This is a genomic window from Burkholderia semiarida, assembly GCF_029268935.1.
GTDB lineage: Bacteria > Pseudomonadota > Gammaproteobacteria > Burkholderiales > Burkholderiaceae > Burkholderia > Burkholderia semiarida.
Map to the genome: position 1 here is coordinate 587,125 of NZ_JAHLCL010000005.1, position 22,494 is coordinate 609,618.

Sequence of the window (22,494 nt, forward strand, 5' to 3'; positions counted from 1 at the left end):
AATCATCATGCGGGAATCCATCTACACGCCGCTCGTCTCGCTGGTCGTGCCGTTCTACAACGAAGGCGAAGCCGTCGAGCGCTTCTTCGACGTCGTGATTCCGTTGCTGAGCGCGATCGACGCGATCCGCTTCGAGATCGTCTGCGTGAACGACGGCAGCCGCGACGACACGCTGGAACGCCTGGTCCGGATCGGCGCGGCCGAGCGGCGCGTGCGCGTGATCGATCTGACCCGCAACTTCGGCAAGGAGGCCGCGCTGACGGCCGGCCTCGACGAAGCGGCCGGCGATGCGGTGATCCCGCTCGACGCCGACCTGCAGGACCCACCGAGCCTGATTCCGGTGATGATCGAACACTGGCGCGACGGCGCGGAGGTCGTCGCGGCCAAGCGCAGCAACCGCGCGTGCGATTCGTTCGCGAAGCGCACCGCCGCCGCGATCTACTATCGCGTGCACAACCTGCTGTCGGACGTGAAGCTGCCGGAGAACGTCGGCGATTTCCGGCTGATGGACCGCAAGGTCGTGAACGCGCTGCGCAACCTGCCCGAGCGGCACCGCTTCATGAAAGGGCTGTTCGCGTGGGTCGGCTACAAGACCGTGATCGTCGAATATCAGCGCGATCCGCGCAGCGCCGGGCACTCGAAATTCTCCGGCTGGAAGCTGTGGAATTTCGCGCTCGAAGGCATCACCAGCTTCAGCACCGTGCCGCTGCGCAGCTGGACCTACATCGGCATCGGCATCGCGGCGCTCGCGTTCGTGTACGGCGCGTTCATCATCCTGCGCACGCTGCTGCTCGGCAATCCGGTGCTCGGCTACGCGTCGCTGATCTCGGTCACGCTGTTCATCGGCGGCATCGAGCTGATCGGGATCGGCGTCGTCGGCGAATACGTCGGGCGCATCTACGACGAATCGAAGCAACGGCCCGTCTACCTGATCCGCCGCCGCTACCAGGCGCACGGCAAGGTGATCGAACTGCCGGTCGCGCGCGATGCACGCCGTCAGCCCGCACGCCGGCGCGTGCAGCCGGCCCGGCCGCGCATCGGCGCGCGCTGAACGCACCGGCGCCATGATCGGCCTGCTCCAGGCCGAGCGCACGCGGCTCGTGCGCTTTGGCGTGTCCGGGCTCTGCTCGACCGCGATTCACACGCTGGTCGCGACAGCGCTGTTCGCGCTGCGCGATGCGACGCCGGTGACCGCGAATGCGGTCGCGTTCCTCTGCGCCACCGTGTTCTCGTATCTGGCGAATACGCTGTGGAGCTTCTCGTCGACGGTACGCACCCGCAACGCCGCGCGCTTTCTCGCGGTCACGCTCGCCGGGTTCGTCGAAACACTGCTGCTCGCGCGCGCCGCCGAGGCGCTGGATGCGTCGCGCGCGACGAGCGTCGTCGCGATCGCGCTGCTGATCCCGCCGACGACGTTCGTGCTGCACCGGCTCTGGACGTATCGGTAAGCCCCCTTCCCGGCCCCGCCAACCATCGGCCAATCAATTAACAGATTCAATGTCGCGATATTTGTGTCACGCATCGAATCGATTGATTCCGATTTTAAAATTAACCCGATAAATCATTTTATCGACCTGTTTACTTTTACAGCTTCCACAAGCAATCAAACGGGATAATCTGCATTCGCCGTCGCTTCCGCACGTGTCGATATCGGTGAAAAGCCTTGCTGCACAAGGCGATGGTGGCCGCACGAAGCAATTCGCGCAACGATAAGTCCCATTACTTCAAACGGGAGCTTCTATGTCACGCGTTACCGATGTGCTCGTTTCGTTCGATACCGAAACCATTCTCAAAAAATATCCGAATCCCAGCAAGAATCCGGCGGCGCCAACGCTGATCGACTGGCACTATGTCTATATGGTGACCAACCAGGACAACGTCATCTCCGGCCAGGCGGGCGGCGAGCTCGACCTGAAGGCGCAGGTCGGCGACCTGATCCGCTGGCGCGAAACGAGCCTGTCGCTGGGCTTCGAGAACCAGGTGGTGTTCTACAAGTTCATCGGCAACGTCGGCAACGACCTGATCTCGACGCCGACGCCGCGCGTCGCGGAGGCGTCGATTCCGGTGCCGAACACCAGCAAGCCCGAAGTGCCGACGTGCCAGAAGGTCGCGAACTACTACTGGTCGTCCGAATGCCTGAAGGTCGGCCGCGTGACCTACCATTTCCTGTTCCAGATCATCGATCGCAATTGCCAGAGCCAGGGCTGCTTCTCGTGGGATCCGTTCATCTCGATCCATAACTGATCGCGGCACGCGGGCGACCGCACGACGGCCGCCCGTCCCGCCCCCTTGTTGCGGAGGACGTGCTCATGTCTGGTGTACGTTGCGATGCGCTCGCGATCGTCGACGCCGTCACGCTGCTGGCGGCCTATCCCGATGCGAGCCGGGACGCCGACGCGCCCACCGTGATCGACGACCGGCACATCTACGTGTTGAGCCCCGGCGACGCCGGGCAGGTCAGCCACCACGACAACCGGCTCTTTGCCGGCCTGTCGCCGGGCGACCGGCTTCATCTGCGCGAAACCGCGCTGGCGCTGCGCGCGGAGGTGACCGTGCTGTTCGTCCGGTTCGCGCTGAAGGACGCCGGCATCGTCACGCCGATCGAAGCGGAGATCCGCGACGCCGCCACGGCGGTGCCGAACGGCGACGACCTGCTGCATCCGTCGTGCCAGCCGATGAAGGACCATTTCTGGCGCGGCGAGGTGCTGGCCCCGGGCGCCACCACGTGCACGGCCGATTTCGCGGTGCTCGATCGCGACGGCGCCGTATCGGGCTATTTCCGCTGGGAAACGACGATCGAGATCGCCGGCAGCGGGCCGGACACGAAACAGCCCGGCGCCACACCGTAGCCGGATCGCGACGGCCGTTTCACGTTGCCGGTGAATACCGACTTCAACGCAATCGGGGCGGAGGACGGCTACGACGACGCTCACGTGCGCCCCGCCGCGTGCCGTACTCAGGTGCGCGGCAGCCCCGGCGGATTGGTCTGCGACCGGTCGATCGCCTCGGCATCCAGCCGCCAGTGGTCGAGCGCCTTCCGGTAGCTGCCGTTCGCGATCAGCGCATTGATCGCGAGCGTCAGCGGCTCGGCGAGGCCGCTGCCCTTGCGGGTCGTGATCGCGATATCCGCGGTGCGCGGCCAGCCGCCGCTCACGGTGCCGATCAGCTTTGCATCGCCGCGCAGCGACGCCTGGTACGCGAGCATCGAGTTCACGCTGAAGATCGTGTCGACCCGGCCCGACTGCAGCGCGACCCAGCGCTCGGCCGCATCCGCGTAATACTGGATCTCGACCGGCGCGAGGCCGCGCGCGACGTTCTGCCGATTCCATTCGAGCAGGATCTTTTCCTGGTTCGTGCCCGAATCGGTCACGACGCGCAGCCCCGCGACATCCTTCGGTTCGCGGATCGCGGCAAGCTTGCTGCCGGTCTTCACGTAGAAGCCGAGCTGATCCTTCCGGTAGGTCGAGAAGTCGAACTTCTCCTTGCGCTGCTCGGTCACCGTCACGTTCGAGATCACCGCATCGACCTTGCCGGACTGCAGCGCGAGCGGCCAGTCGGCCCACGCGAGCGGCACGATCTTCAGCTTGCGGCCGATGCTGTCCGCGATCAGTTGCGCGAGATCGGGATCGAAGCCGACCACCGTGCGCGCGTCGGTCGCATAGGTGCTGAGCGGCGGCAGGTTCGGCGCGATGCCGATCGTCAGCGTGTTCGCCTCGGCGAACCGGAAGCCGGCCGGCAGCGCCTGCTCGACCGCCGGATTCACCGCGCCGCGCTGCCGTGCCGGCTGCTCGGGACTCAAGTCGAACGACGCGGCGTGTACCGCGACGGCGTTCGCGGCGATCAGCGCGGCGGCCAGCACGCGGGCGAGGCGTGCGATGCGTGCGACGGGAAAAGCGTTTCTTCTCATGTCTTGTGGAATCCTGTTTTTATTCGGGGATGCGCGAAGCAGGCGCGGGCAGCGGGCCGGCAACGTCCGAAGCCAGTCGCTGCCCCGCCGGCTCGGTCACGCAGGCGTTGCGTCCAGTTCGACCGCGGCCGCACGCCGCGGCACCGGTTGCACGACGGGCGACGGAGGCCTCGCGTGCGCCGACTCGCCCGCATACACCGCCTTCGGGTCGAACACGCGTGCCTGCAGCGGCGTGAACGCACGGAAATTCCACAGGCTGCGCGCGACGAACACGCGCTGTACCCAGCGGAACGCGCGGTCGTTCTCGTCGTACTGCGGATCGAAGCGGTCGCGCGAATGCAGCGTGAAATGGTTGTTGATCAGCACCAGCTTGCCCGGTGACACCTGCACGCCGAACGACACCTCGCGCACCGCGCGATACAGGTTGGCCAGCGCTTCCTGCGCGCGCGGGTTGACGGCCAGCACCATGTCCGGATAGAACGCGACCGTCACGCGCGGCGCGTCGAGCGGCCCCGACAGCACCGCGCTCAGGTCGGTGTTGTCGCGCGGCGTGGGCGTCGCGCCGCGCCACCGGTACGGCACGCGGATGATGTAGTGCTCGTCGTAGAGTTGCGCGATATCGTCCGGCGACAGCAGTTGCAGCGCGCGGCGCGCATCGGCGAGCCGCGTGTACGGGCCGCCGCCGGCCTCGCTGCGCACGCCCAGCAGCAGCAGCGCGAACGGCGACGTGTCGCCTTCCGGCATGTGCGCCTGCGCGGCGTTCTCGATATGGAAGTCGAGCTCGACCTCGGAGCCGAGGCCCGTGTAGTCGCGCGCGGTCGCCTTGTGCGGCGTCAGGTTGTTCACCAGCTCGCGCCCTTCGTGCGCGATCGAGTACGGCTCGCCGGCGAGCGTGCTCAACGCGACCAGCACGTTCTCGCTGAGCACGCCGGCCTTGAACGAACGGCCGGTTTCCTCGAATCGCGGGCTGCCCGTCACGCCGTCGTCGATCGGCAGGTTGTCGATCTCGATCGAGCCGTGCGCGTCCGCCGTCGGCGCCTTCGCCCGGTCGAATGCGTCGACGATCCGGTCGGGAAACGCGTTGTAGGCCAGCTTGCGAACTGCGCTGATATAGCCTGCGCCGCCGGCCGGGTCGTAATCCAGCGCGCCGAGCGTCGTGCGGATGTGAGCGGATTCCGCTGCCGTCAAGGCGATGCGTGCATCTGCGAGATAGGTCATAGGTCTCTCGTATAAAGATCTGGTTCGAAGAGCGGCATGGCATCGCCGCCGCGCGCCGCCGTCCTCGGGGCGAAGCGCTCGACAAGACTAGGAGACCGTCATTGCATTTCGAAATGATATTAATTCGATTGCAAACAAAAATTATCGATATAAGTTCAGCAATGCGGACGGAACCGGTTCACCGCGTTTTGTGCCGACCCTTAACACGAATACTTGTTAAAAAATCGTTGCTTATTATTTGTATTCGCCAATGGGTCGATGCTAGTTTTCTGTCGGATTCGACGCCGCGGCTGGCGCCCGACGGGCAGCCGGCTCCCTTGATGCGCCATACGGAAACCTGCCAGATGAATCGATACCGCCTGCCGTCCCGCACCATCCACACGTCCCGCACGCACCGGGAGCCGCGATGAGCGACCGTGCCCCGGCGCTCGACCGCGTCGACCGCGCGCTGACCGCCACCGCCACCACCGGTTCGCCGCGCACGTCGCTGCGCGCCATCTTCCCGACCGTCGCGGCCGCGAGCCTCGGCTTCGCGATCGTCCAGCTCGACGTGACCGTCGTCAACGTCGCGATTCCGAGCCTCGGCCACGCGTTCGGATCGAGCGTCCACGGGCTGCAGTGGATCGTCGATGCTTACACGCTGTCGTTCGCCGCGCTGCTGCTGACGTCGGGCACGCTGGCCGACCGCTTCGGCAGCCGCCGGCTGTTCGCGTACGGCCTTGCGCTGTTCCTGCTCGCATCGCTCGGCTGCGCGCTCGCGCCGTCGCTGGCGGCACTGGTTGTCGCGCGGGTCGCGCAAGGCGTCGGCGCCGCGATGATCCTGCCCACGTCGCTCGCGCTCATCACGCATGCGTGCGCCAACGATGCCGCCGCACGCGTGAAGGCCGTCGCGTGGTGGAGCGCGACGGGCGGCGCGATCAGCGCGGCGGGGCCGACGCTCGGCGGCCTGCTGATCGATTCGCTCGGCTGGCGCGCGATCTTCTTCATCAACCTGCCGATCTGCGCGTTCGGGCTGTGGCTCACGCTGCGCCACGTGCAGGATTCGGCCGCCGCGCGCACGCGGCTGTTCGATCCGGTCGGCCAGCTCGTCGCGGTGCTCGTGCTCGGGCTGCTGACGGGCGGCATCATCCGGGCCGGGGCGCACGGGATCGGCGACCCTTACGCGGCCGGCGCGCTGATCGCGTCGGTCGCGCTCGGCGCGTCGTTCATCGCGATCGAACGGCGCGTGGCCGCGCCGATGCTGCAACTCGCGTTCTTCCGGATCGCGCGCGTGCCGGGCGTGCTCGCGATCGGCGCGATCACGAATGCGGCGTTCTACGGGCTGATCTTCTCGCTCAGCCTCTATTTCCAGAACGCGCGCGGCTTCACGGCAACCGAATCGGGGCTCGCGCTCGCGCCGCTCACGATCATCATGCTCGCCAACATCGCGAGCGCGCGGCTCGCGGTCCGCCACGGATTCCGCGCGACCGTCATCGTCGGCCTCGCCGTGTCGCTCGCCGGCTACGTGTGGCTGTGGCGGACGCTCGCCGCGCACACGCCGTACGCGCTGCTGGCGCCGGGGCTCGCGGCGATGGCGATCGGCGGCGGCATCGCGATTCCCGCGCTGACGTCGACGATGCTCGGCAGCGTCGAGGCCGGCCGCTCGGCCACCGCGTCCGCGATCCTCAATACCGCACGTCAGGTCGGCGCCGCGATCGGCGTCGCGGCGCTCGGCGCGCTGGTCGCCGGCCAGGGCGCGGCGATCGTGGCCGGCGCGGCGCGCGCGTTCGCCGTCGCGGCCGTGCTCGTCGCACTCTGCGTCGTGCTGGCCGTGCGCTGGCCTCGCGACGCCCGCGATACCGGCACGCGGGCCTGAGCACCTTGCCGCACGCACTCCTTCAACCGATTTTCCATCCGAGCGAGAGGAATCCATGCAGCATCGCTTCATCGATACCGTCCTGATCGTCGACGGCGCGTCGACCGCCGCCTACCTGGCCCCTGCGTTTCGCGCATACGGCATCCGTTGCGCGCACGTGATCAGCGACCCCGATCTGCCGGCCATCTACCGCGACCAGTTCGTGCCGTCCGACTACATCCGGCAGGTCCAGCATCGCGGCGACATCGACGCGACGCTCGCGCAACTGGGCGACCTGCGGATCGGCGCGGTGCTGCATGGCCTCGACGCGGCGCTCGAGCTGGCCGACACGCTGGCCGAGCGGCTCGACGTGCCGTATCGCAACCCGCTCGCCACCTCCGCCGCGCGACGCGACAAGTTCGCGATGAACGAACGCATTCGCCAGGCCGGGCTGCGCGCGCCGGCGCACTTCCACAGCACGTCGGTCGATGAAGCGCTCGATTGGGCGCGCGCGCAGCGCACACTGCCGCTCGTCGTGAAGCCGGCGCGCAGCGCGGGCGTGGCCGGCGTGAAGATCTGCCGAACGCTCGAGCAGGTCGAGGCCGCCGCGCGCGACGTGCTGAACACCCGTTCGCTGTACAACCAGCCGAACGACGACATCGTGATCCAAAGCTATTCCGAGGGGCAGGAATACATCGTCGATTCGGTGTCGTTCGAAGGCCGCCATCGCGTGGTCAGCCTGTGGGAAGTGCATCGCGACCGCACGCACGCGCCGCGGCTCGACAAGATGCTGGTGCTGAACCATGCCGACCCGCGCTACGCACCGCTGCTCGACTACGCGGCCGACGTGCTCGATGCGCTGGACGTGCGCTTCGGGCCGACCCACCTCGAGCTGTTCGATACGGCCGACGGCCCGACCATCGTCGAGCTGAACGCGCGGCTGCACGGCAGTCTCGATCCGCGGCTGACGAGCGCGGTCAGCGGCGAGAATCACGTATCGGCCACCGTCGAAGCAGTGCTGCATCCGGAGCGGCTGTTCGGCGACGTCGCCGCGCCGACGGATTTTCGCGGGTACTGCGGTCACGTGCTGCTGCTGTCGTCGCGCAACGGCGTGCTGCGGCAGGATTTCACGTGGCAGGCGATTCAGGCGCTGCCGTCGTTCGTCGGGCTCAAGCAGTGGATCAAGGTCGGCGACACGCTGCGCGTGACCACCGACCTGCAAACGGCGCTCGGCACGGTCGGCCTGTATAGCCCGACCTTCGAACGGCTGCTCGAGGATTGCCGGCGGATTCGCGAAATCGAGGCCGATTTCTTCGCGGACGAAGGCGCGGTCGCGCCGGTCTAGGGTCGCGGCGTGCCCGTGTCAGCGCGCGAGCAGCGCACCGGCCTGCCGGCCGAGCACCGCGCGCAACGCGTCGAGTTCCGGCAGCGCGGGCGTTTCGTCGGGCGTGACGAGGTAGGTCGTCACGCTGTCGAGATCGTCGAATGCATGCGCGCGCAGTTCCTTGCGCGCCACGTGCTCGGTCGTGATCCGCTTCGGCAGGATCGCGACGCCCATCCCGGCCGCCACGCAGCCGAGGATCGCGCCGAACGTGCCGAACGACGACACCGATTCGATCGCGACGCCGCGCGCCTTCAGCCAGTGCTCCGCGACCGCGCGGTACGGGCAGCCGTCGTGAAACGCGAGCAGGCGCACCGCGTTGTCGGCCAGCAGTTGCCGGCGCGTGACGGTCGCGGCGCTCACCAGCACCATGTCCTCCGCGAACGCGGGCTCGTAACGCAGCCCGGGCCGCACGACCGCGCGTGCGGTGAGCGCCGCGTCGATCCGGCCGCGCAGCAGCGCATCCGCCAGATCGGGCTCGCTGCCGATCTGCACCGCGAGGCCGAGCGCCGGGTCGCGCTCCTTCAGCGCGGCGGCCAGCGCAGGCAGCCGCGTGGCGGCCGTGCTTTCCATCGATCCGAGCCGGAAGCTACGGGCAACCGGCGTTTCGCGCACCACCTGCGTCGCTTCGTCGACGAGACGCAGGATGCGGTCGCAATACGGCATCAGCCGGCGCCCGGCATCGTTCAGCACCAGCCGCTTGCCATGGCGGTCGAACAGCGGTGCGTCGAGCGATTCCTCGAGCTGACGCAGCCGCGCCGTGACGTTCGACTGCGTGCAGCCGAGCCGTTCGGCCGCGCGCAACGCGCTGCCTTCCTGCACGACGGCCCGGAAAGTTTCGAGCAATGGGATGTTCATATCAGTTTCTCTTGTTACCGATTCAGTTTATATCATTTTACTTCGCCCACCATCCGGATTAGCCTAGCGCGTATTCCGTGCTGGCCCCTTCCGAGGAATCCGCATGCCATTCGCTGCCCGCTTCGGCTTCACTCCCGTTCGCCGCCGGCCCGAGGTTCGTCCGTGCGCGCACTGATTGCCGCGCTGGTGCGGCGCGGCCCGACCGTGCTCGCGTGCGGCGTCGGCCTCGGGCTGCTGGTGCCGCCGCTCGCGGCGCTCGCGCGGCCGCTGATGCCCGTTACCGTGTTCCTGTTCGTGCTCGGCACGCTGCTGCGCGTCGAGCCGAGCGCCGTGCGCGCGGTCGCGCGGCGCCCCGCCGTGTCGCTACTGCTGCCCGCGCTGACGATGATCGCGTGCCCGATCGCGCTCGGCGTCGCCGCGCGGCTCGCGGGTTTGCCGTACGACTGGGTCGTCGCGCTGGTGATCGCGTACTGCGCGCCGCCATCGAGCGGCACGTCGACGATCGCGCGGATGCTGTCGCTCGACGCCAGTGTCGCGCTCGTCGCGACCCTCGCGTCGATGGTGTTCGTGCCGCTGACCGCGCCGCTGCTGACGGCCTGGTTCAGTCACGACGCCGTGGTGTCGATCTCGCCGTCGAGCCTCGCGCTGCGGCTCGCGCTACTGATCGGCAGCGCCGAGGGCGTCGCGCTGCTCGTGCGGCGCTTTGCCGGCGCGCGACTCGCGCGCCATGCGACGCCGATCGACGCGATCGTCGTCGTCGCGCTGCTGATCTTCGCGCTCGGCACGATGGCCGGCATGCAGCAGTCGATCATCGACGCGCCGCACCGCGCATTGACGGCGATCGCCCTCGCGTTCGCCGTCAACGCCGGTTTCCAGATCGTCGCGTACGGGCTCACGCCCGGCGATGTCCGCACGCGCCTGAACGTCGCATTGATCGTCGCCAATCGCAACGTCGGGCTGATGTGGGCCGCGCTCGGACTGGCCGCCACGCCGACCATGGCGCTCGTGTTCGCGTGCGCGCAGTTGCCGATCTATACGTTGCCGCGCGTCGTTCAGCATCTGCTGCCCCGCCTCGAAGCGCAGCACCTGCGCCGGCGCGCACGCTAGCTCTCCCGTCCTCGATCAAGGATTCACCATGAAGCGACTCATCGTGATCGGCGCACGCGCCACCGGCAGCAGCGTCGCGCTGGTGCGCGCCGCCCTCGCGCGCCAGGTGGCCGTGACCGTCGTCACCGCGCCCGGCCATCGTCTCGACGGCGTGTTTCCCGCGGGCGTCGAGACGGTCAACCTCGCGCCCGACGCCGACCAGCTCGCCGGTTGGCTGCGCGCACGCTTTCCGGACGAACTCGACACGCTGCGCGTGACGACCGCGCACGACACCTATGCGCGCACCGCCGCATGGGTTGCCGATGCGCTCGGGCTGCCCGGCCCCGATGCGCGGCACGTCGCGCACGCGGTGTCGAAGTCGAACCAGAAGGCGTTGCTCGCCGCGCACGGCATCCCGGCCGCGCAGTTCGTGTCGGGTACGCTGGCCGCGCCGGCGGCGCTCGCGGCGGCCGCCGCCCCGTTGCGCTTTCCGGTCGTCGTCAAACCGTCGGAAGGCTCCGCGAGCGACGGCGTGCGCCGCTGCGAGGACATCGCCGCCGTGCGCGCGCAGCTCGATGCGCTCGCCGCCGTGCAGGCCGATGCACGATCGCTTGCGACCGAGCGGATCGTCATCGAGGAATTCCTGGAGGGCAGCGAATACTGCGTCGAGTATTTCGACGGCCGCTACGTCGGCGCACTGCGCAAGCTCAAGCGGCATGGCGCGGGTTTTCTCGAACGCGGGTATACGTCCGAACTCGATCTCGACGCCAACACGCTGCGCGCGCTGATCGACGTCGGCACGCGCGCGACCGCCGCCGCCGGGCTCACGTGGGGGCCCGTGCATCTCGACTGCATCGTGCACGACGGCGTGCCGCACGTGATCGAACTGAATCCGCGCATCGCGGGCAGCTTCATCTGCGACATCGTGCGCGACGGCTACGGCTTCAACGTGGTCGAAGCATTGCTCGACAGGCTCGACGGAAAAACGGTGACGATTCCCGAGTTGTTCGAGCCGCACGCGTATGCGCGCGCCGAATTCCTGCTCGACAGCGATCCCGGTGCGTGGCGCTTTGCGCAGGCCGGCGAGATCGACGACGGGGCGGTAAGGATCAGCTACGGGCCGCAAGTGCTGCCCGATCGCGAACGGCGCGCATTTCTTTATGTGCGGGTTGCGTTGCCGGCGGTACGCGGTGCTGAGGACGACGCTGGCTCGACGGCTGAGCACGGCGCCGTCGTGGAGCCGACGCTGGCGACAGCTCCCTCTCCTGATTTGAAGCCTTCAACTGGAGAAATGGCCTGACGCATGCGCCAGGCCCTCTCCAGAACGATTGTGGGCGTTCATCGCGTGCCCGGCACCAGATCGACGATTCCATCGATGCCGAGGCATCGCGGCTCGTGCGGCCGTGAATCATGCCCCCGTCCGAACCGGCCTCGACATAGAGCAAACAGCGATCGGTCCCCTCGTCGATACCCTTTCAGGATCGCGTCATGTCGAGCGGCACGACGTATCGGTCGAAATCCTCCGGTGCGACGAATCCCAGCGCATTCGCGACTTCCCTCAGCGATTTCCCTTCGCGGTGAGCCGTCTTCGCGACGATCGCTGCGTTGTCGTAGCCAATGTGACGATTGAGCGCGGTGACCAGCATCAGATTCTTTTCGAGGTTCTCGTCCATCTGCTGCAGATTGGGCTCGATGCCGACCGCGCAATGCACGTTGAACGCGCGACACGCGTCGGCGAGCAGCGTGATGCTCTCCAGCACGTTGTGGACCATCACCGGTTTGTACACGTTGAGCTGGAAATTTCCCTGGCTCCCGGCGAATGCGACGGTCGCATCGTTGCCGAATACCTGCGTGCAAACCATCGTGAGCGCTTCGCATTGCGTCGGATTGACCTTCCCCGGCATGATCGACGAGCCTGGCTCGTTCTCGGGAATATGAATCTCGCCGATCCCGCAGCGCGGCCCGCTTGCCAGCCAGCGAACATCGTTGGCGATCTTCAGCAGTGCCATCGCGAGCGTTCGGATCGCCGCGGACGTGCTGACGAGCGCGTCGTGCGCGGACAACGCAAAGAACTTGTTGGCCGACGACCGGAACGGATGCCCCGTGAGTTCACCGATGATGGCCGCGCACGTGTCACCAAACAGCGGATGCGCGTTCAGCCCCGTGCCCACGGCCGTGCCGCCGATCGCGAGATCGTACAGCCCAGTCAGGTTGGTCCGAATCGACGCGAGCGAATAGTCGATCTGCTTCACCCAGCCGCCGATCTCCTGCCCGAACGTGATCGGCGTCGCGTCCTGCAAGTGCGTGCGCCCGACCTTCACGACGTCGAAATACCGCTCGGATTTCTCCAGCAACGTATCGCGCAATGCCATCACGCTCGGAAACAACGTGTCGAACAGTTCCGTGACGACCGCGATATACATCGCAGTCGGAAACGTGTCGTTCGACGACTGGCCGCGATTGACGTGATCGTTCGGATGAATCGGCGTCTTGCTGCCGAGCACCCCGCCCTTCATTTCGATTGCGCGATTGGAGATGACCTCGTTGACATTCATGTTCGACTGCGTGCCCGAGCCCGTCTGAAACACCACCAGCGGAAAATGATCGTCGAGCGCCCCGGAGATCACTTCGTCCGCCGCCTCCGAGATCGGGATGGCGATCGCCTCCGGCAATTCGCCGAGCTTGAGATTCGCCAGCGCCGCGGCCTTCTTCAGGATGCCCATTGCATGGATGATCGATCTTCCCCACTTGAAGCGGGATTGGCCGATCGGGAAATTCATGATGGAACGCTCGGTTTGTGCACCCCAGTATTTTTCCGACGGGACCTGGATGGAACCCATCGAATCCGATTCGATACGCATGTTTGTTGACCTCGATTCAGTCGCTCGCCGCGGCGAGCGTTGGACTCATTCATCTGGCGAAGCAGGATGCGAATGCATTCGCCGGCAGGCACTGGCGGCTTCCCGCTCCGGCCTCGCCTATCGCGCCGGGATGCGGCCCGCCGGCTCGTTTCCCTGGCCCGTTACGCGCGGAGCACCGATGCCATCTTTCCAAGGTGCTCGCATGCCCGGATCACGTACTCGTCGGACAGCATGCCGATACGGCGATAGTTGATCTCCTGGTTCGACGCTTCCGCATAAAGCGTCAGCGCGTCGGCCGCGTGCCTGAAATGCCGCGCTTCGACGCTTCCGCAATGCACGCTCAGAAACGATGCGATCCGGTTGACCTCGGTCGCCGTGACCGAGAAGGACTCGCGGATCCATTTCTTCCACATCGGCGTCATCAGGTTGTATTCGCCCGTATTGAACAGCTCGGTCATCGCCATCATCTCGATGGCCTCGATCAGGTCCGGTGCGAGCGGGCGCTTCTGTCCGACCCATGCAGAGAATTCCTTCGTGACGGGATCGAGAAACCGGTCCTGCAGGCGCCAGTTGTCCGAACCGCAGATGGCGGTTGCCATCCGGTGATACAGCTTCGAATGGTGTGGATGTCCGTGCAGCTCGCCGAGGCCGATATCCTCGACGATGATCTCGCCGCAGTGTCGCGCGGCTGTCAGCATCTTCACCTTGTTCCGTTCGCCATCGAGCGACTCTGATTCCTGCAGGAGACGCACGATGATGCTCGATACGGCATGGGCGGCGCCATCCGGGCTGCGCCATCCGCAAAAAAAGGTACAAAGCGAGTCGGTGGTCCATTTTCCCGACGTGATGCCTTCATAGGTCTTCCGGTATTCGCGCAACCTGTCGCGATTATTTTCGAAGCCGGTCAGCAGCGCGTCGACGAGCCGCCTGTCCTCCACGTCGATCAGTGCGTCGTTGACGTAATCGATGAAAGCGTGCGTCGAATGCTCCATGTCTTCCTCCTCGATTGATGAATGTGTCGATCGTGATGAGGCTTGCACGATCGGCGCCCCCAATGTCGGCGCTACTCGACAAGCCGATCGGGCCGTGTGGCGGCGCCAACCGTCGGGTTCAATCGACGTCGATCTCCGCCACGAACCGGCCGAGGCGAAGCAGGCCCTCGATCAATTCTTCATGTTCGATTGCATAGGAGATCCGGATGCAGTTTGAATCGCCGCAGCCGGCGCCCGGAACGACAGCGACGTGCGCTTCCGTCAATAGCAGTTCGGCGAGATGGTCGACGTCGCGGATCCGCTGCCCGCGGTAATGGCGGCCCAACTTTTCCGAGACATCGACGAACAGGTAGAACGCGCCTTCCGGCGGGGCATAGGCGACGCCCGCGATCCGGTCCAGAAACGTGCGTGCCGTGGTCAGTTGCTGCTCGAGGAACCGGTTGATCTCCGCGATGAATGCGTCGGAACCGGACGTGATCGTGCTCAGCGCCGCGTACTGCGACAGGCTACTGGGATTCGACGTCGTATGCCCCTGCAGATTGTGCATCGCGGCTATCACGTGCGCCGGCGCACACGCGTAGCCGACGCGCCAGCCAGTCACGGCCTGGCTTTTCGAAAACGAGTCGACGAGGACCGTCTGTCGCCTGAGCGGCTCGAAAAGCGACAGGATGTTGTGATGCTCGTGCGGATGCCTGACGAGATGCCGATAGCACTCGTCGAACACCACCCAGATTTGGCGGTCGAACGCGAGCTTTGCGATTCCAAGCAACTGCTCGCGCTGATAGACCGTTCCCGTCGGGTTGTTGGGCGTGTTGATCACGATCATTCGGGTTCTGTCCGTCAGCGCGCCCTCGACCGAACGCCAGGTCAGTCGGTACTGATCGGCCTGCGTGTCGACGCAGACGGCCGTCGCACCGGCGAGCCGGATCTGGGTCGGAAAGGTCTCCCAATAGGGAGTCGGAACGATCACTTCGTCACCGGGGTTCAGCAGGACCATCGACGCATTGAAGAGCGCCTGCTTCGCGCCCGCCGTGACGGCGATCTCGTCTGCCGTGAACATCGCCCCGCATCGCCGGCTCACGCTTTCCGCGAGCTTTTCTCGGAGTTGTGGCAATCCGATCGGCGGCGTATAACGATTGCGCCTGCTTTCCACCGCATCGATCGCGCCCGCCTTCATGGGCGGGCATGCATCGAAAGAAAGTTCTCCGGCAGCGAAATTGATGACCTTGACGCCACGGTCCTTCAATGCGTTTGCTTTGCTGCGCATGCTCGACGTGCCCGGTGCGGTAACGCTGCGCGCACGGTCCGACAACGGCAACTCGATTTGCGGGATGTCGCGTGTATTCATGTCGTCGTAGGCGAAAACCAATGAAATGGAGCCACGGCAAGGCGAGCCGGTCGTGGGCTTCGCCTCGGTAATCAGTTGTGCGAACTGAATCCGGCAGGTCGGCACCTGGGCCGACCCCGCACTGCGTCAGACGAGCGCTTGCGCGCACTCGCGCATGACGGTCGCCTTGCGACGCAGGTAGTCCTGGAACAGCGTCGTCGCGGCCGATGCGTCGATCGTTACCTGCATTGCGTCGGCGAACGCGTTGACCGCCTGTACGGCGTGCCCGAAGTGATTGCTCTCGGTCCCGCCGGTATGCACGGTGACCCACGCGACGATGTGGCGCACGCGATCGGCCGGAATGCCGACGTGCGTGTGGAACCAGGATTTGTAGAGATCGTGGATGAACTCGACTTCACCGTGCGTGTAAACCTCGTGAACCAGCGTGGTAAGCAGGCCGAGGAGGATATCCCGTTCCTTCAGCCGCTGACGATCCGTCCAGTCCTTGAATGCCTGCGCGGACGGAAGGCAAGCGGACTTCAGCAGCCACGTGTCGTCACCGCACGCAGCCGTCGCCATCGTATAGAAGAGATCGGCATGGAGCACGCCGCCCAGCGCGCCGAGATCCTCGTCGGTGATGCGCTGCAGGCTCGCGCATACGTCATGAAGCTGGTTCGACGCCGCCGAACCGGCGTCGGAGCGCGCCAGCAGCGTGATCCGGTTTGCAAGGCCGGAGACGCTCGCCGCGGAATTGTTGGTCTTCGACCAGCTGGCGAAAAAGGTGCGAAGAGCCGGCGCCGAATAGCCGCGCTCCGTCAACCGGCGGAATGCACCTTCGATGTCCCGAAGCGCCTCCTCCTCGGCCGAGAAGGCCGCAACGAGCGCCTCCTTCAGGACGCCGCCTTTCATCCCGTTAAGCACAGGCGTGACGATATCGAGCAACCCCGCTTGCGATTGAAACGTTTCCATCCTTTTCTCTCCGGTTCTAGATGTGATTTGAAGCGAACTACCGGGTCAGCCGCACTTCGGGTGAGCGCGGTCTGCCTGCGCTGGCGGGAGGCATCCCGCGCCAGAAGAAAAACACGAGCGCGCCTGCGAGCGCCTGTGCACCGACGACGAATGCGACGCAGCCCACCCAGCCCCAGCGATTCCACGCGGGAACGGGCAGGACCGAGCCGAGACTCCCGCCGAAGTAATAGAAGGAAAGGTAAATGCCGATCGCCGTCGATCTTGCACCCCGCGCCACCCGCGAGATGAACGCGTTGGCCGACGCCTGCTCGACGAACACCGCGGTGGAACTGAGCGCGAGCCCGATCAGGATCGCGATGACGCTGCTCGACACCGTCAGCAATGCACCGACGATCGCGAGCCCGGTCGCCGCAAGGGCGAGATCGCGCGGGCCGCGTTGCGCCGCGACGCGGCCCGCGAGCGGCGTGACGACGACCGCGACGAGAAATACCGCATAGATCGCGCCGATCTCGACCGTATCGAAGCCAAATGGCGCACGGGCCAGCCGCAGTCCGACGAAGGTGAACGTCGCGACCTGCGATGCAAGCACGCATGCGCCGACCAGGAACGACGCGAGCAGCGGGCCGCGCGTCAAGAGCGTCCAGCGAGATGCCGACGCACCTTCGTCGTCCGGACGCGCGGCGCCGGCCGCCGGCAGGCAGGCATGGATCGCGAGGCCCGTTGCCAGACACAGGAACGCGATGACGTCGAGCGCGTGGCGCCAGCCGAACGCGGACGTCAGGCTATTCGTCACGAAACGCCCGGCGAATCCGCCGAGTGTCGTGCCGGCGACGAAGAGCGCACTGACCTCCGTCGCCGCGTCGTGGCTGAAGACCTCGCCGATGCACGCGATCGAGATCGCGAAGATGAACGGCATCAGCACGCCCGCGGCAAAGCGGGCGGCGAGGAACGATGAAAAGCTCGCCGCGTGCGCAGACCAGAGAACGGGAAGCGCACACGCGACGGCGGCGCACGAAATGACCGTTCGGCGATCGAAGCGGGCGGCCAGCGCGCCGACGAACGGAGCGATAATGGCGACCGCCAAGGTGGTGGCGCTGACGCCCTGGCCGGCTTGTTCCGGGCTCACGTCAAATGCCGCGGCAAGTTCGTGCAGAATGCCCTGAGTCGAATAAAGATTGAGAAAAGCCGCAAACCCGCACAGGAAAAATGCGGATCGAATGGTTCTGTTGCCCACTGGTGACGCCCTGTCTGGTTTGTGTGACAGTCTGACGAGTGGGCGACACGCGCGCCAATACTGTTTTCGTGGCCATTGATACCGAAACGACAAAAATGCTCGACCTACGCCGCCTCCGCTATTTCGTGACCGTCGCCGACGAATTGCACTTCGGACGCGCGGCGTTGCGTTTGCGTATTGCCCAGCCGCCTTTGACGCGCCATATCGCCGCGCTGGAAACCGACCTCGGTATCCGGCTGTTCGAACGATCGACGCGCGCGGTCCAGCTCACGCCGGCAGGCGCGCTGTTTCTCGAACACGCGAGGAGCGTCATTCATGCCGTCGACGAGGCGGAGGCAACGGCGCGCAAGATGGCGCAAGGCATGGTCGGCCGTGTCGTGATCGGCTATGCGAGCTCCATTCCGATGTCCGACGCGTTTTCGGACATCATCCGCCATGCGAGCCGCAGCATGCCGGAAGTCGAGTTGGCGTTTCGGGAAGTATCGACCGCGAGTCAACGCCAGCAGATCGCCGCCGGCACGCTGGACGTCGGATTCGGTTGGGCCGCGGCAAAGACGTCGGAAGCGCGCATCGGGTCCCTCGTCGTGTCGATCGAGCCGCTCGTCGCCGCGGTTCCGGCCCAGAGTCGATACGCGGGCAAGGCGACGATCGAGTTCCGTGAACTCGTCAACGAGAACTTCGTCACGTTCCCCGCGGGCTACGGTTCCGCGCTGAACGCGGCGCTCGACGATCTGTGCGCCCGCGAGGGCGTTGCGCCGCGGATCGGGCCTACCGCGTCGCAGATCACGACGCTGGTGTCGCTGGTGGCAGCGGAACGCGGCGTCGCCATCGTGCCCAGCTTCACGTCGACGTTGCAACGCTCGGGTGTCGCTTACGTGCCGCTGGCGACGCCGCATGTTCTCGAATTGGTCGTCACGTGGTCCGAACCGTTTTCGTCAACCTGCGTCGAGCAGTTCATCGAGTTCGCGAGGTCGGTCGCAGCCGGCTAGGACAGGCGCTATGCTTCCAGGCCCTTCTGCACGTACCACGATAACGGCAGTGTCAGCAGCAGGACCGAGGCCAGCGCCAGCAGCGCGGTCGGGACGCCCGCGACGTCGCCCAGACGGCCGAACAGAACCGGCGACAGCGCGCCGCCGCCGATCGTGCCCGTATAGAACAACGCGAACGCCTGCTCGCGCTTGCCGACGCCGGCCAGCTCCGGCACGACACCGTAGAGCACGGACGATGTTCCGTTCAGCGCCAATCCAAGCAGCGGGAGCATCGCCATCATCGCGAAGAGCGGCGAGAACACGGCGAGCACGATCAACAGCGACGTGGCGGACTCCGTGAGCCACACCGTCTTCATCATCCCGATGCGCGCGCCCAGATAGCCGCAGAACAGCTTGCCGAACGCGCCGCCCACGAACAGCAACGTCAGCGCGAGACCGATACCGGCAGTGCCGGCCCCTTTGCTTTTGAGGAGGAACGGCAGGAACGTCAGAAAGCCCATCCGCACGGCGCTGTCGAGGGTGCCGGTCGCGAGCAGCGCGTGCAAGCCGCCGGCCGAACCGCTGCCCGCGGGCGTTTTCGGCGTCTTGTCGCGCGCCGCCCGCGACGAGTCGCTCGACGGAATCAGCCACCACAGCAGGCCCGCTGAAACCACGCCCAGCACGCCGATCAGCGTGGCGCCGGTTCGCCACGTCACGACCGTCAACAGCAGGCCGATCAGGCCGGGTATCAGCGTCTTGCCGATGTCGCCGGAGAAGTTGTATTGAGCCAGCGCCTCCTTCACGCCTCCGCCCGCCTCGTAGGAATCGGTGACCATCGACGATGCGAGCGGATGCTGCGTGCTGGCGCCCAGTCCGCCCAGTACCAGCGCGATCAATAGTACCGTCAGCCCGCCGGCCTGCCCCGCGATCAGGTAGGCCATGCCCGCGAGGGCCGTCCCGGCCACCAGCAAGCGCTCCCGGCCCCAGCGCCGCGCTGCCCGGCTGGCGAGCAACTGAAAACCCGCCATCACGCCGGAATAGAGCCCGCGCAACAAGCCGATCTGCGCGTAATTGATCGCGAACTGCGCCTGCCAGATCGGCAGCAGCACGTAAATGACGTCGGTCAACCCGTCGTGCACGGCGTGTGCGCCGCAAGCGGCGATCAGCGAGCGGCGACGGGAGGAATCGGGGCCATTCGGGGTCTCGAGAGAGACTGCGTGTTTCAAATCGCTCATTTCGGTGATGGTGTGCCGACTGTCGGTTGCGGTTCGCCGCCACTCTTGGTCAACGGCTTGAACAGCGACCTGATATCGAGGTACTCGCTGATCGCGCACTGTGACCGACCGCGCGTGGCAAATCGTGAATGATAGACCAGGACGACATTCTGGCATCCCGCCGAAAATTTCGCCGGACGCATGGTCGTGGTCATGGTCGAGCGATTTCTCGATGCGTAAATGTTGAACGGGCCGATGACCGATTTGGCGCACTGAAAACACGCGACATCCAGCGCGGGCGGTGCAACGCATGTTTGCGAGCGCAACGCATGAACGTCATCGCGATGACGGGCGTGATCAAGGAAGAGATGTGAAAGGACGAGTTGAAGCGGTTTCCGTTGCGGCGTTTCGTCCGGCGCGTCGCAACATGGCTTCTCGATGCCGTCTCCGTGGATATCGCTTTGCATTGCTTACCGCATCTGGCACCCACGGCGCCTTCAACGCAACGGCGACCACGCCTCCGGCAGGCCGATCGTCGACGTCGCCCTTTCGATCTGCTCCGGCCCCCCTGCCGGCGGCCACAGGCCCGCTGCATAGTGTTGCTTTCGCAACGCCATGCGTGCTTCCAGACTCGGGAATCCCCAGATGTGCGTGATGCGCGGCGGCCCATCGAGCGCATACATGTTGCAAACGAGATGCGACGTATAGGCTTTGGCCGGGCCCACCGCACGTTCCCACGCGGAAAGGGTCGGCGCAATTCCGCCGGCTTTCAGCCAGTAGCGGCGAATCTCGTAGAAGCCGCCCAATGCGCCCGGTTCGATGTCGGGCAGAAAAGGAAACAGCGCATAGCTTTCCATGTCCAATCGAACGGATGCGCTTTCAATCCCGAAAGGTCGCTCGGCATGCAATGCCCGATCGCGTTCATGCTGCAATTCATCCCTCGTCCCGAAGCCGCGCAGCACGACGATCCGCGATAGCTCGCCAATTTCCGTGCGCCACGCGCCAAGCAGTCTTCCTTGCGCGTCGGCATTCGATACCCACCGATGCGCACGGTGGGACACCGTATCCTGGTCCAGCAGCGGACACGACAACGTCGTGAGTTCGTACAGCATTTCTGCCCTCCTTTCGCTTGCATGTCGCAATGTATTTCCAAAGCGATGGCCGATAAACGCGCATCACCTTGAAACAGAATCCAGTACCATTGCGCAATGGATCTCCTCAAGGCGATGGCCGTATTCGTCCGCATCGTGGAAACGGGTAGCCTGACAGCGGCCGCGCAAGCGTCCGGTCTGTCGCCGACCATGGTCGGCAATTACCTACAGGCCTTGGAAACCCGGCTCGGCGCGGTCCTCGTTCACCGCACGACCCGCAAGCAGAAAGTCAGCGCGTTCGGCCACGCTTACTACGAGCGATGCGTCGAAATCCTCGGTCTGGTCGACGACACGGAACGGCTCGCGCTCGATCATCTCCAGCAGCCACGCGGGCGTTTGCGCGTGACCGCGCCCGTCGTGTTTACGAACGAGTGCCTGATTCCCGCGCTCGCGGACTATTACCAGCGCTACCCGGAGATCAAGCTCGATATCGTCGCCACCGACTCGCTCGCCGATCTGTTCGACGAAGGTTTCGAGGCAGCCATTCGCATCGGCGCGATCGCCAACCCCGATGTCGTGGCGCGTCCGTTGGCGTCCTATCGGCTGGTGCTGTGCGCGTCGCCCGCTTACGTTCACGCACATGGCGCGCCCACCACGCCGAACGCGCTTGGCGAACATCACTGCCTGACGTACGCGTATCCGCCTCGATCGGCGTGGCACGCGGCACAAACTCAATGGATGCTGGAAGGTCCGGATGGACCGATGAGCGTCGCCGTGGACAGCAGACTGAAAATCGACAATGCGGAAGCGTTGCGCCGGGCGGCATTGAGAGGGCTGGGTATCGCGATGCTTCCTTCCATGTTGATACGCGAGGACATTCGCGACAAGCGCCTCATCGAGATCATGCCGGACTTCGCCGCCCCCGAAAGGTCGATGAATCTGCTGTATCTGCAAGAGAGGCAGCAATCACCGAAGCTTCGTAGCTTTACTGAATTCGTGGTGGACCGGTTCGGCGCCGAAACGGTCCACGGGATCTGATCCGGCTGCGGCCGATCGCGAAAGGCGCCGTATTGCATCGGCACCTCGCGATTTCGATCCGATGTGCGTTTCCGTTCTCGCCCACCGCGAGCGTTCATCCACACCGGCCCGCGAGGCAATAGCGCCGAGGCGATGCTGCTCGAATCGGATCGCGCCGCCGCTCGCGTCTGCCGGGCGTTGCCCTTAGCCGCGCGTATCGACCCAGTGGCGTGCCCAGCGTGCCGAATGCGCGAGCGCCTGTGCCTCGCTCGCGAAGTAATCGAGCGAATAGAACTGGTAGCGGCCTTCGTCGTGCATGCTGTCGACGCGTTCGAGCAGCAGGTTGGATGAAAAGCTCCCGTCGGGCAAGCGATGCGTCGAGGGTTGGACGGCATAGCCGTTGTATTGTTGAATTCGTTTGTCGTGCATTTTAATTTTAATGATGTTCGAGTGCGTGCGGGCCGTGCGACCGGCACACGGGTACGCCGATTCCAAAGCCATTGCGGACCGAATCTGACGCAGTCGGAAAGCGGAAAT

Annotated in this window: 22 protein-coding genes; 10 read left to right on the plus strand and 12 right to left on the minus strand. The window is 65.5% G+C overall.

Going from position 1 to position 22,494, the window contains the following annotated elements; all coding sequences use genetic code 11:
* Window positions 1–7 precede the first annotated feature (7 nt).
* The 4 genes from KPB06_RS09410 to KPB06_RS09425 all read left to right on the plus strand — a co-directional run bounded on the left by KPB06_RS09410 (window position 8) and on the right by KPB06_RS09425 (window position 2,849).
* Window positions 8–1,051, plus strand: a complete 1,044-nt coding sequence (locus tag KPB06_RS09410; RefSeq protein WP_089466202.1) for a glycosyltransferase family 2 protein — start codon at window positions 8–10, stop codon at window positions 1,049–1,051.
* A gap of 13 nt (window positions 1,052–1,064) precedes the next feature.
* Window positions 1,065–1,448 (plus strand): GtrA family protein, encoded by a 384-nt coding sequence (locus KPB06_RS09415; RefSeq protein ID WP_089466248.1) that lies wholly within the window; start codon window positions 1,065–1,067, stop codon window positions 1,446–1,448.
* A gap of 292 nt (window positions 1,449–1,740) precedes the next feature.
* Window positions 1,741–2,244: an inclusion body family protein gene (locus tag KPB06_RS09420; protein ID WP_059577607.1), complete on the plus strand. Its 504-nt coding sequence runs from the start codon at window positions 1,741–1,743 to the stop codon at window positions 2,242–2,244.
* A 65-nt stretch (window positions 2,245–2,309) separates the two neighbouring features.
* Window positions 2,310–2,849, plus strand: a complete 540-nt coding sequence (locus KPB06_RS09425) for an AidA/PixA family protein (protein ID WP_059577604.1) — start codon at window positions 2,310–2,312, stop codon at window positions 2,847–2,849.
* A 107-nt stretch (window positions 2,850–2,956) separates the two neighbouring features.
* Here the strand turns inward: KPB06_RS09425 and KPB06_RS09430 are convergent, their stop codons facing one another.
* Window positions 2,957–3,907 carry an ABC transporter substrate-binding protein gene (locus KPB06_RS09430; RefSeq protein ID WP_059577601.1) on the minus strand — a complete coding sequence of 317 codons (951 nt, stop codon included), beginning with the start codon at window positions 3,905–3,907 and terminating at the stop codon, window positions 2,957–2,959.
* Window positions 3,908–4,003: 96 nt separating this feature from the next.
* The gene (locus tag KPB06_RS09435; protein ID WP_059577598.1) at window positions 4,004–5,125 is read right to left on the minus strand and encodes a TauD/TfdA family dioxygenase; all 1,122 of its coding nucleotides are present in this window, start codon (window positions 5,123–5,125) and stop codon (window positions 4,004–4,006) included.
* A 406-nt stretch (window positions 5,126–5,531) separates the two neighbouring features.
* Here KPB06_RS09435 and KPB06_RS09440 point away from each other — a divergent pair, with 406 nt between their 5' ends.
* Entirely contained in the window at window positions 5,532–6,980 is a 1,449-nt protein-coding gene (locus KPB06_RS09440; RefSeq protein WP_059577595.1) for an MFS transporter, read from the plus strand.
* 55 nt (window positions 6,981–7,035) lie between these two features.
* Window positions 7,036–8,304 carry an ATP-grasp domain-containing protein gene (locus tag KPB06_RS09445; protein ID WP_059577592.1) on the plus strand — a complete coding sequence of 423 codons (1,269 nt, stop codon included), beginning with the start codon at window positions 7,036–7,038 and terminating at the stop codon, window positions 8,302–8,304.
* Between the two features lie 18 nt (window positions 8,305–8,322).
* Here the strand turns inward: KPB06_RS09445 and KPB06_RS09450 are convergent, their stop codons facing one another.
* The gene (locus KPB06_RS09450) at window positions 8,323–9,198 is read right to left on the minus strand and encodes a LysR family transcriptional regulator (protein WP_059577589.1); all 876 of its coding nucleotides are present in this window, start codon (window positions 9,196–9,198) and stop codon (window positions 8,323–8,325) included.
* Between the two features lie 162 nt (window positions 9,199–9,360).
* On the opposite strand from KPB06_RS09450, the gene KPB06_RS09455 reads away from it, so the two are divergent.
* Window positions 9,361–10,305: a hypothetical protein gene (locus KPB06_RS09455; protein ID WP_059577586.1), complete on the plus strand. Its 945-nt coding sequence runs from the start codon at window positions 9,361–9,363 to the stop codon at window positions 10,303–10,305.
* Window positions 10,306–10,333: 28 nt separating this feature from the next.
* Entirely contained in the window at window positions 10,334–11,584 is a 1,251-nt protein-coding gene (locus KPB06_RS09460; RefSeq protein WP_059577583.1) for an ATP-grasp domain-containing protein, read from the plus strand.
* A 175-nt stretch (window positions 11,585–11,759) separates the two neighbouring features.
* On the opposite strand, the gene fumC is transcribed toward KPB06_RS09460, so the two are convergent.
* The 5 genes from fumC to KPB06_RS09485 all read right to left on the minus strand — a co-directional run bounded on the left by fumC (window position 11,760) and on the right by KPB06_RS09485 (window position 17,667).
* Window positions 11,760–13,145 carry a class II fumarate hydratase gene (gene fumC / locus KPB06_RS09465; RefSeq protein WP_059577580.1) on the minus strand — a complete coding sequence of 462 codons (1,386 nt, stop codon included), beginning with the start codon at window positions 13,143–13,145 and terminating at the stop codon, window positions 11,760–11,762.
* A 161-nt stretch (window positions 13,146–13,306) separates the two neighbouring features.
* The gene (locus KPB06_RS09470; protein ID WP_059577576.1) at window positions 13,307–14,137 is read right to left on the minus strand and encodes a hypothetical protein; all 831 of its coding nucleotides are present in this window, start codon (window positions 14,135–14,137) and stop codon (window positions 13,307–13,309) included.
* 118 nt (window positions 14,138–14,255) lie between these two features.
* Window positions 14,256–15,485, minus strand: a complete 1,230-nt coding sequence (locus KPB06_RS09475; RefSeq protein WP_059577574.1) for a pyridoxal phosphate-dependent aminotransferase — start codon at window positions 15,483–15,485, stop codon at window positions 14,256–14,258.
* A gap of 126 nt (window positions 15,486–15,611) precedes the next feature.
* Complete coding sequence (locus KPB06_RS09480) at window positions 15,612–16,433, minus strand: hypothetical protein (RefSeq protein WP_059577571.1); 822 nt, start codon at window positions 16,431–16,433, stop codon at window positions 15,612–15,614.
* 37 nt (window positions 16,434–16,470) lie between these two features.
* Window positions 16,471–17,667, minus strand: coding sequence for an MFS transporter (locus KPB06_RS09485; RefSeq protein WP_089466203.1), 1,197 nt, complete (start codon window positions 17,665–17,667; stop codon window positions 16,471–16,473).
* Window positions 17,668–17,762: 95 nt separating this feature from the next.
* On the opposite strand from KPB06_RS09485, the gene KPB06_RS09490 reads away from it, so the two are divergent.
* On the plus strand, window positions 17,763–18,656 hold the full coding sequence (locus tag KPB06_RS09490) for a LysR substrate-binding domain-containing protein (RefSeq protein ID WP_059577565.1): 894 nt from the start codon (window positions 17,763–17,765) through the stop codon (window positions 18,654–18,656).
* 8 nt (window positions 18,657–18,664) lie between these two features.
* Here the strand turns inward: KPB06_RS09490 and KPB06_RS09495 are convergent, their stop codons facing one another.
* The 3 genes from KPB06_RS09495 to KPB06_RS09505 are packed head-to-tail and all read right to left on the minus strand — an operon-like array spanning window position 18,665 to window position 20,961.
* The gene (locus KPB06_RS09495; RefSeq protein WP_089466204.1) at window positions 18,665–19,870 is read right to left on the minus strand and encodes an MFS transporter; all 1,206 of its coding nucleotides are present in this window, start codon (window positions 19,868–19,870) and stop codon (window positions 18,665–18,667) included.
* Entirely contained in the window at window positions 19,867–20,316 is a 450-nt protein-coding gene (locus KPB06_RS09500) for a hypothetical protein (RefSeq protein ID WP_143328784.1), read from the minus strand. The genes KPB06_RS09495 and KPB06_RS09500 overlap by 4 nt, the downstream gene beginning before the upstream one ends.
* Before the next feature lie 30 nt (window positions 20,317–20,346).
* Complete coding sequence (locus tag KPB06_RS09505; RefSeq protein WP_059577558.1) at window positions 20,347–20,961, minus strand: NIPSNAP family protein; 615 nt, start codon at window positions 20,959–20,961, stop codon at window positions 20,347–20,349.
* Window positions 20,962–21,057: 96 nt separating this feature from the next.
* Here KPB06_RS09505 and KPB06_RS09510 point away from each other — a divergent pair, with 96 nt between their 5' ends.
* Window positions 21,058–21,978, plus strand: a complete 921-nt coding sequence (locus KPB06_RS09510; RefSeq protein ID WP_275905514.1) for a LysR family transcriptional regulator — start codon at window positions 21,058–21,060, stop codon at window positions 21,976–21,978.
* Between the two features lie 183 nt (window positions 21,979–22,161).
* Here KPB06_RS09510 and KPB06_RS09515 read toward each other — a convergent pair whose 3' ends face one another.
* Window positions 22,162–22,386 (minus strand): hypothetical protein, encoded by a 225-nt coding sequence (locus KPB06_RS09515; RefSeq protein WP_059577552.1) that lies wholly within the window; start codon window positions 22,384–22,386, stop codon window positions 22,162–22,164.
* Window positions 22,387–22,494 lie beyond the last annotated feature (108 nt).

Bases quoted from the DNA above. Each gene is read 5' to 3' on its own strand.
- KPB06_RS09515 (WP_059577552.1), bottom strand. From the start codon at position 22,386: ATGCACGACAAACGAATTCAACAATACAACGGCTATGCCGTCCAACCC.
- KPB06_RS09470 (WP_059577576.1), bottom strand. From the start codon at position 14,137: ATGGAGCATTCGACGCACGCTTTCATCGATTACGTCAACGACGCACTG.
- KPB06_RS09460 (WP_059577583.1), top strand. From the start codon at position 10,334: ATGAAGCGACTCATCGTGATCGGCGCACGCGCCACCGGCAGCAGCGTC.
- KPB06_RS09495 (WP_089466204.1), bottom strand. From the start codon at position 19,870: ATGAGCGATTTGAAACACGCAGTCTCTCTCGAGACCCCGAATGGCCCC.
- fumC (WP_059577580.1), bottom strand. From the start codon at position 13,145: ATGCGTATCGAATCGGATTCGATGGGTTCCATCCAGGTCCCGTCGGAA.
- KPB06_RS09490 (WP_059577565.1), top strand. From the start codon at position 17,763: ATGCTCGACCTACGCCGCCTCCGCTATTTCGTGACCGTCGCCGACGAA.
- KPB06_RS09425 (WP_059577604.1), top strand. From the start codon at position 2,310: ATGTCTGGTGTACGTTGCGATGCGCTCGCGATCGTCGACGCCGTCACG.
- KPB06_RS09505 (WP_059577558.1), bottom strand. From the start codon at position 20,961: ATGCTGTACGAACTCACGACGTTGTCGTGTCCGCTGCTGGACCAGGAT.
- KPB06_RS09500 (WP_143328784.1), bottom strand. From the start codon at position 20,316: ATGCAAAGCGATATCCACGGAGACGGCATCGAGAAGCCATGTTGCGAC.
- KPB06_RS09440 (WP_059577595.1), top strand. From the start codon at position 5,532: ATGAGCGACCGTGCCCCGGCGCTCGACCGCGTCGACCGCGCGCTGACC.
- KPB06_RS09475 (WP_059577574.1), bottom strand. From the start codon at position 15,485: ATGAATACACGCGACATCCCGCAAATCGAGTTGCCGTTGTCGGACCGT.
- KPB06_RS09450 (WP_059577589.1), bottom strand. From the start codon at position 9,198: ATGAACATCCCATTGCTCGAAACTTTCCGGGCCGTCGTGCAGGAAGGC.
- KPB06_RS09420 (WP_059577607.1), top strand. From the start codon at position 1,741: ATGTCACGCGTTACCGATGTGCTCGTTTCGTTCGATACCGAAACCATT.
- KPB06_RS09510 (WP_275905514.1), top strand. From the start codon at position 21,058: ATGGATCTCCTCAAGGCGATGGCCGTATTCGTCCGCATCGTGGAAACG.
- KPB06_RS09445 (WP_059577592.1), top strand. From the start codon at position 7,036: ATGCAGCATCGCTTCATCGATACCGTCCTGATCGTCGACGGCGCGTCG.
- KPB06_RS09435 (WP_059577598.1), bottom strand. From the start codon at position 5,125: ATGACCTATCTCGCAGATGCACGCATCGCCTTGACGGCAGCGGAATCC.
- KPB06_RS09410 (WP_089466202.1), top strand. From the start codon at position 8: ATGCGGGAATCCATCTACACGCCGCTCGTCTCGCTGGTCGTGCCGTTC.
- KPB06_RS09430 (WP_059577601.1), bottom strand. From the start codon at position 3,907: ATGAGAAGAAACGCTTTTCCCGTCGCACGCATCGCACGCCTCGCCCGC.
- KPB06_RS09480 (WP_059577571.1), bottom strand. From the start codon at position 16,433: ATGGAAACGTTTCAATCGCAAGCGGGGTTGCTCGATATCGTCACGCCT.
- KPB06_RS09415 (WP_089466248.1), top strand. From the start codon at position 1,065: ATGATCGGCCTGCTCCAGGCCGAGCGCACGCGGCTCGTGCGCTTTGGC.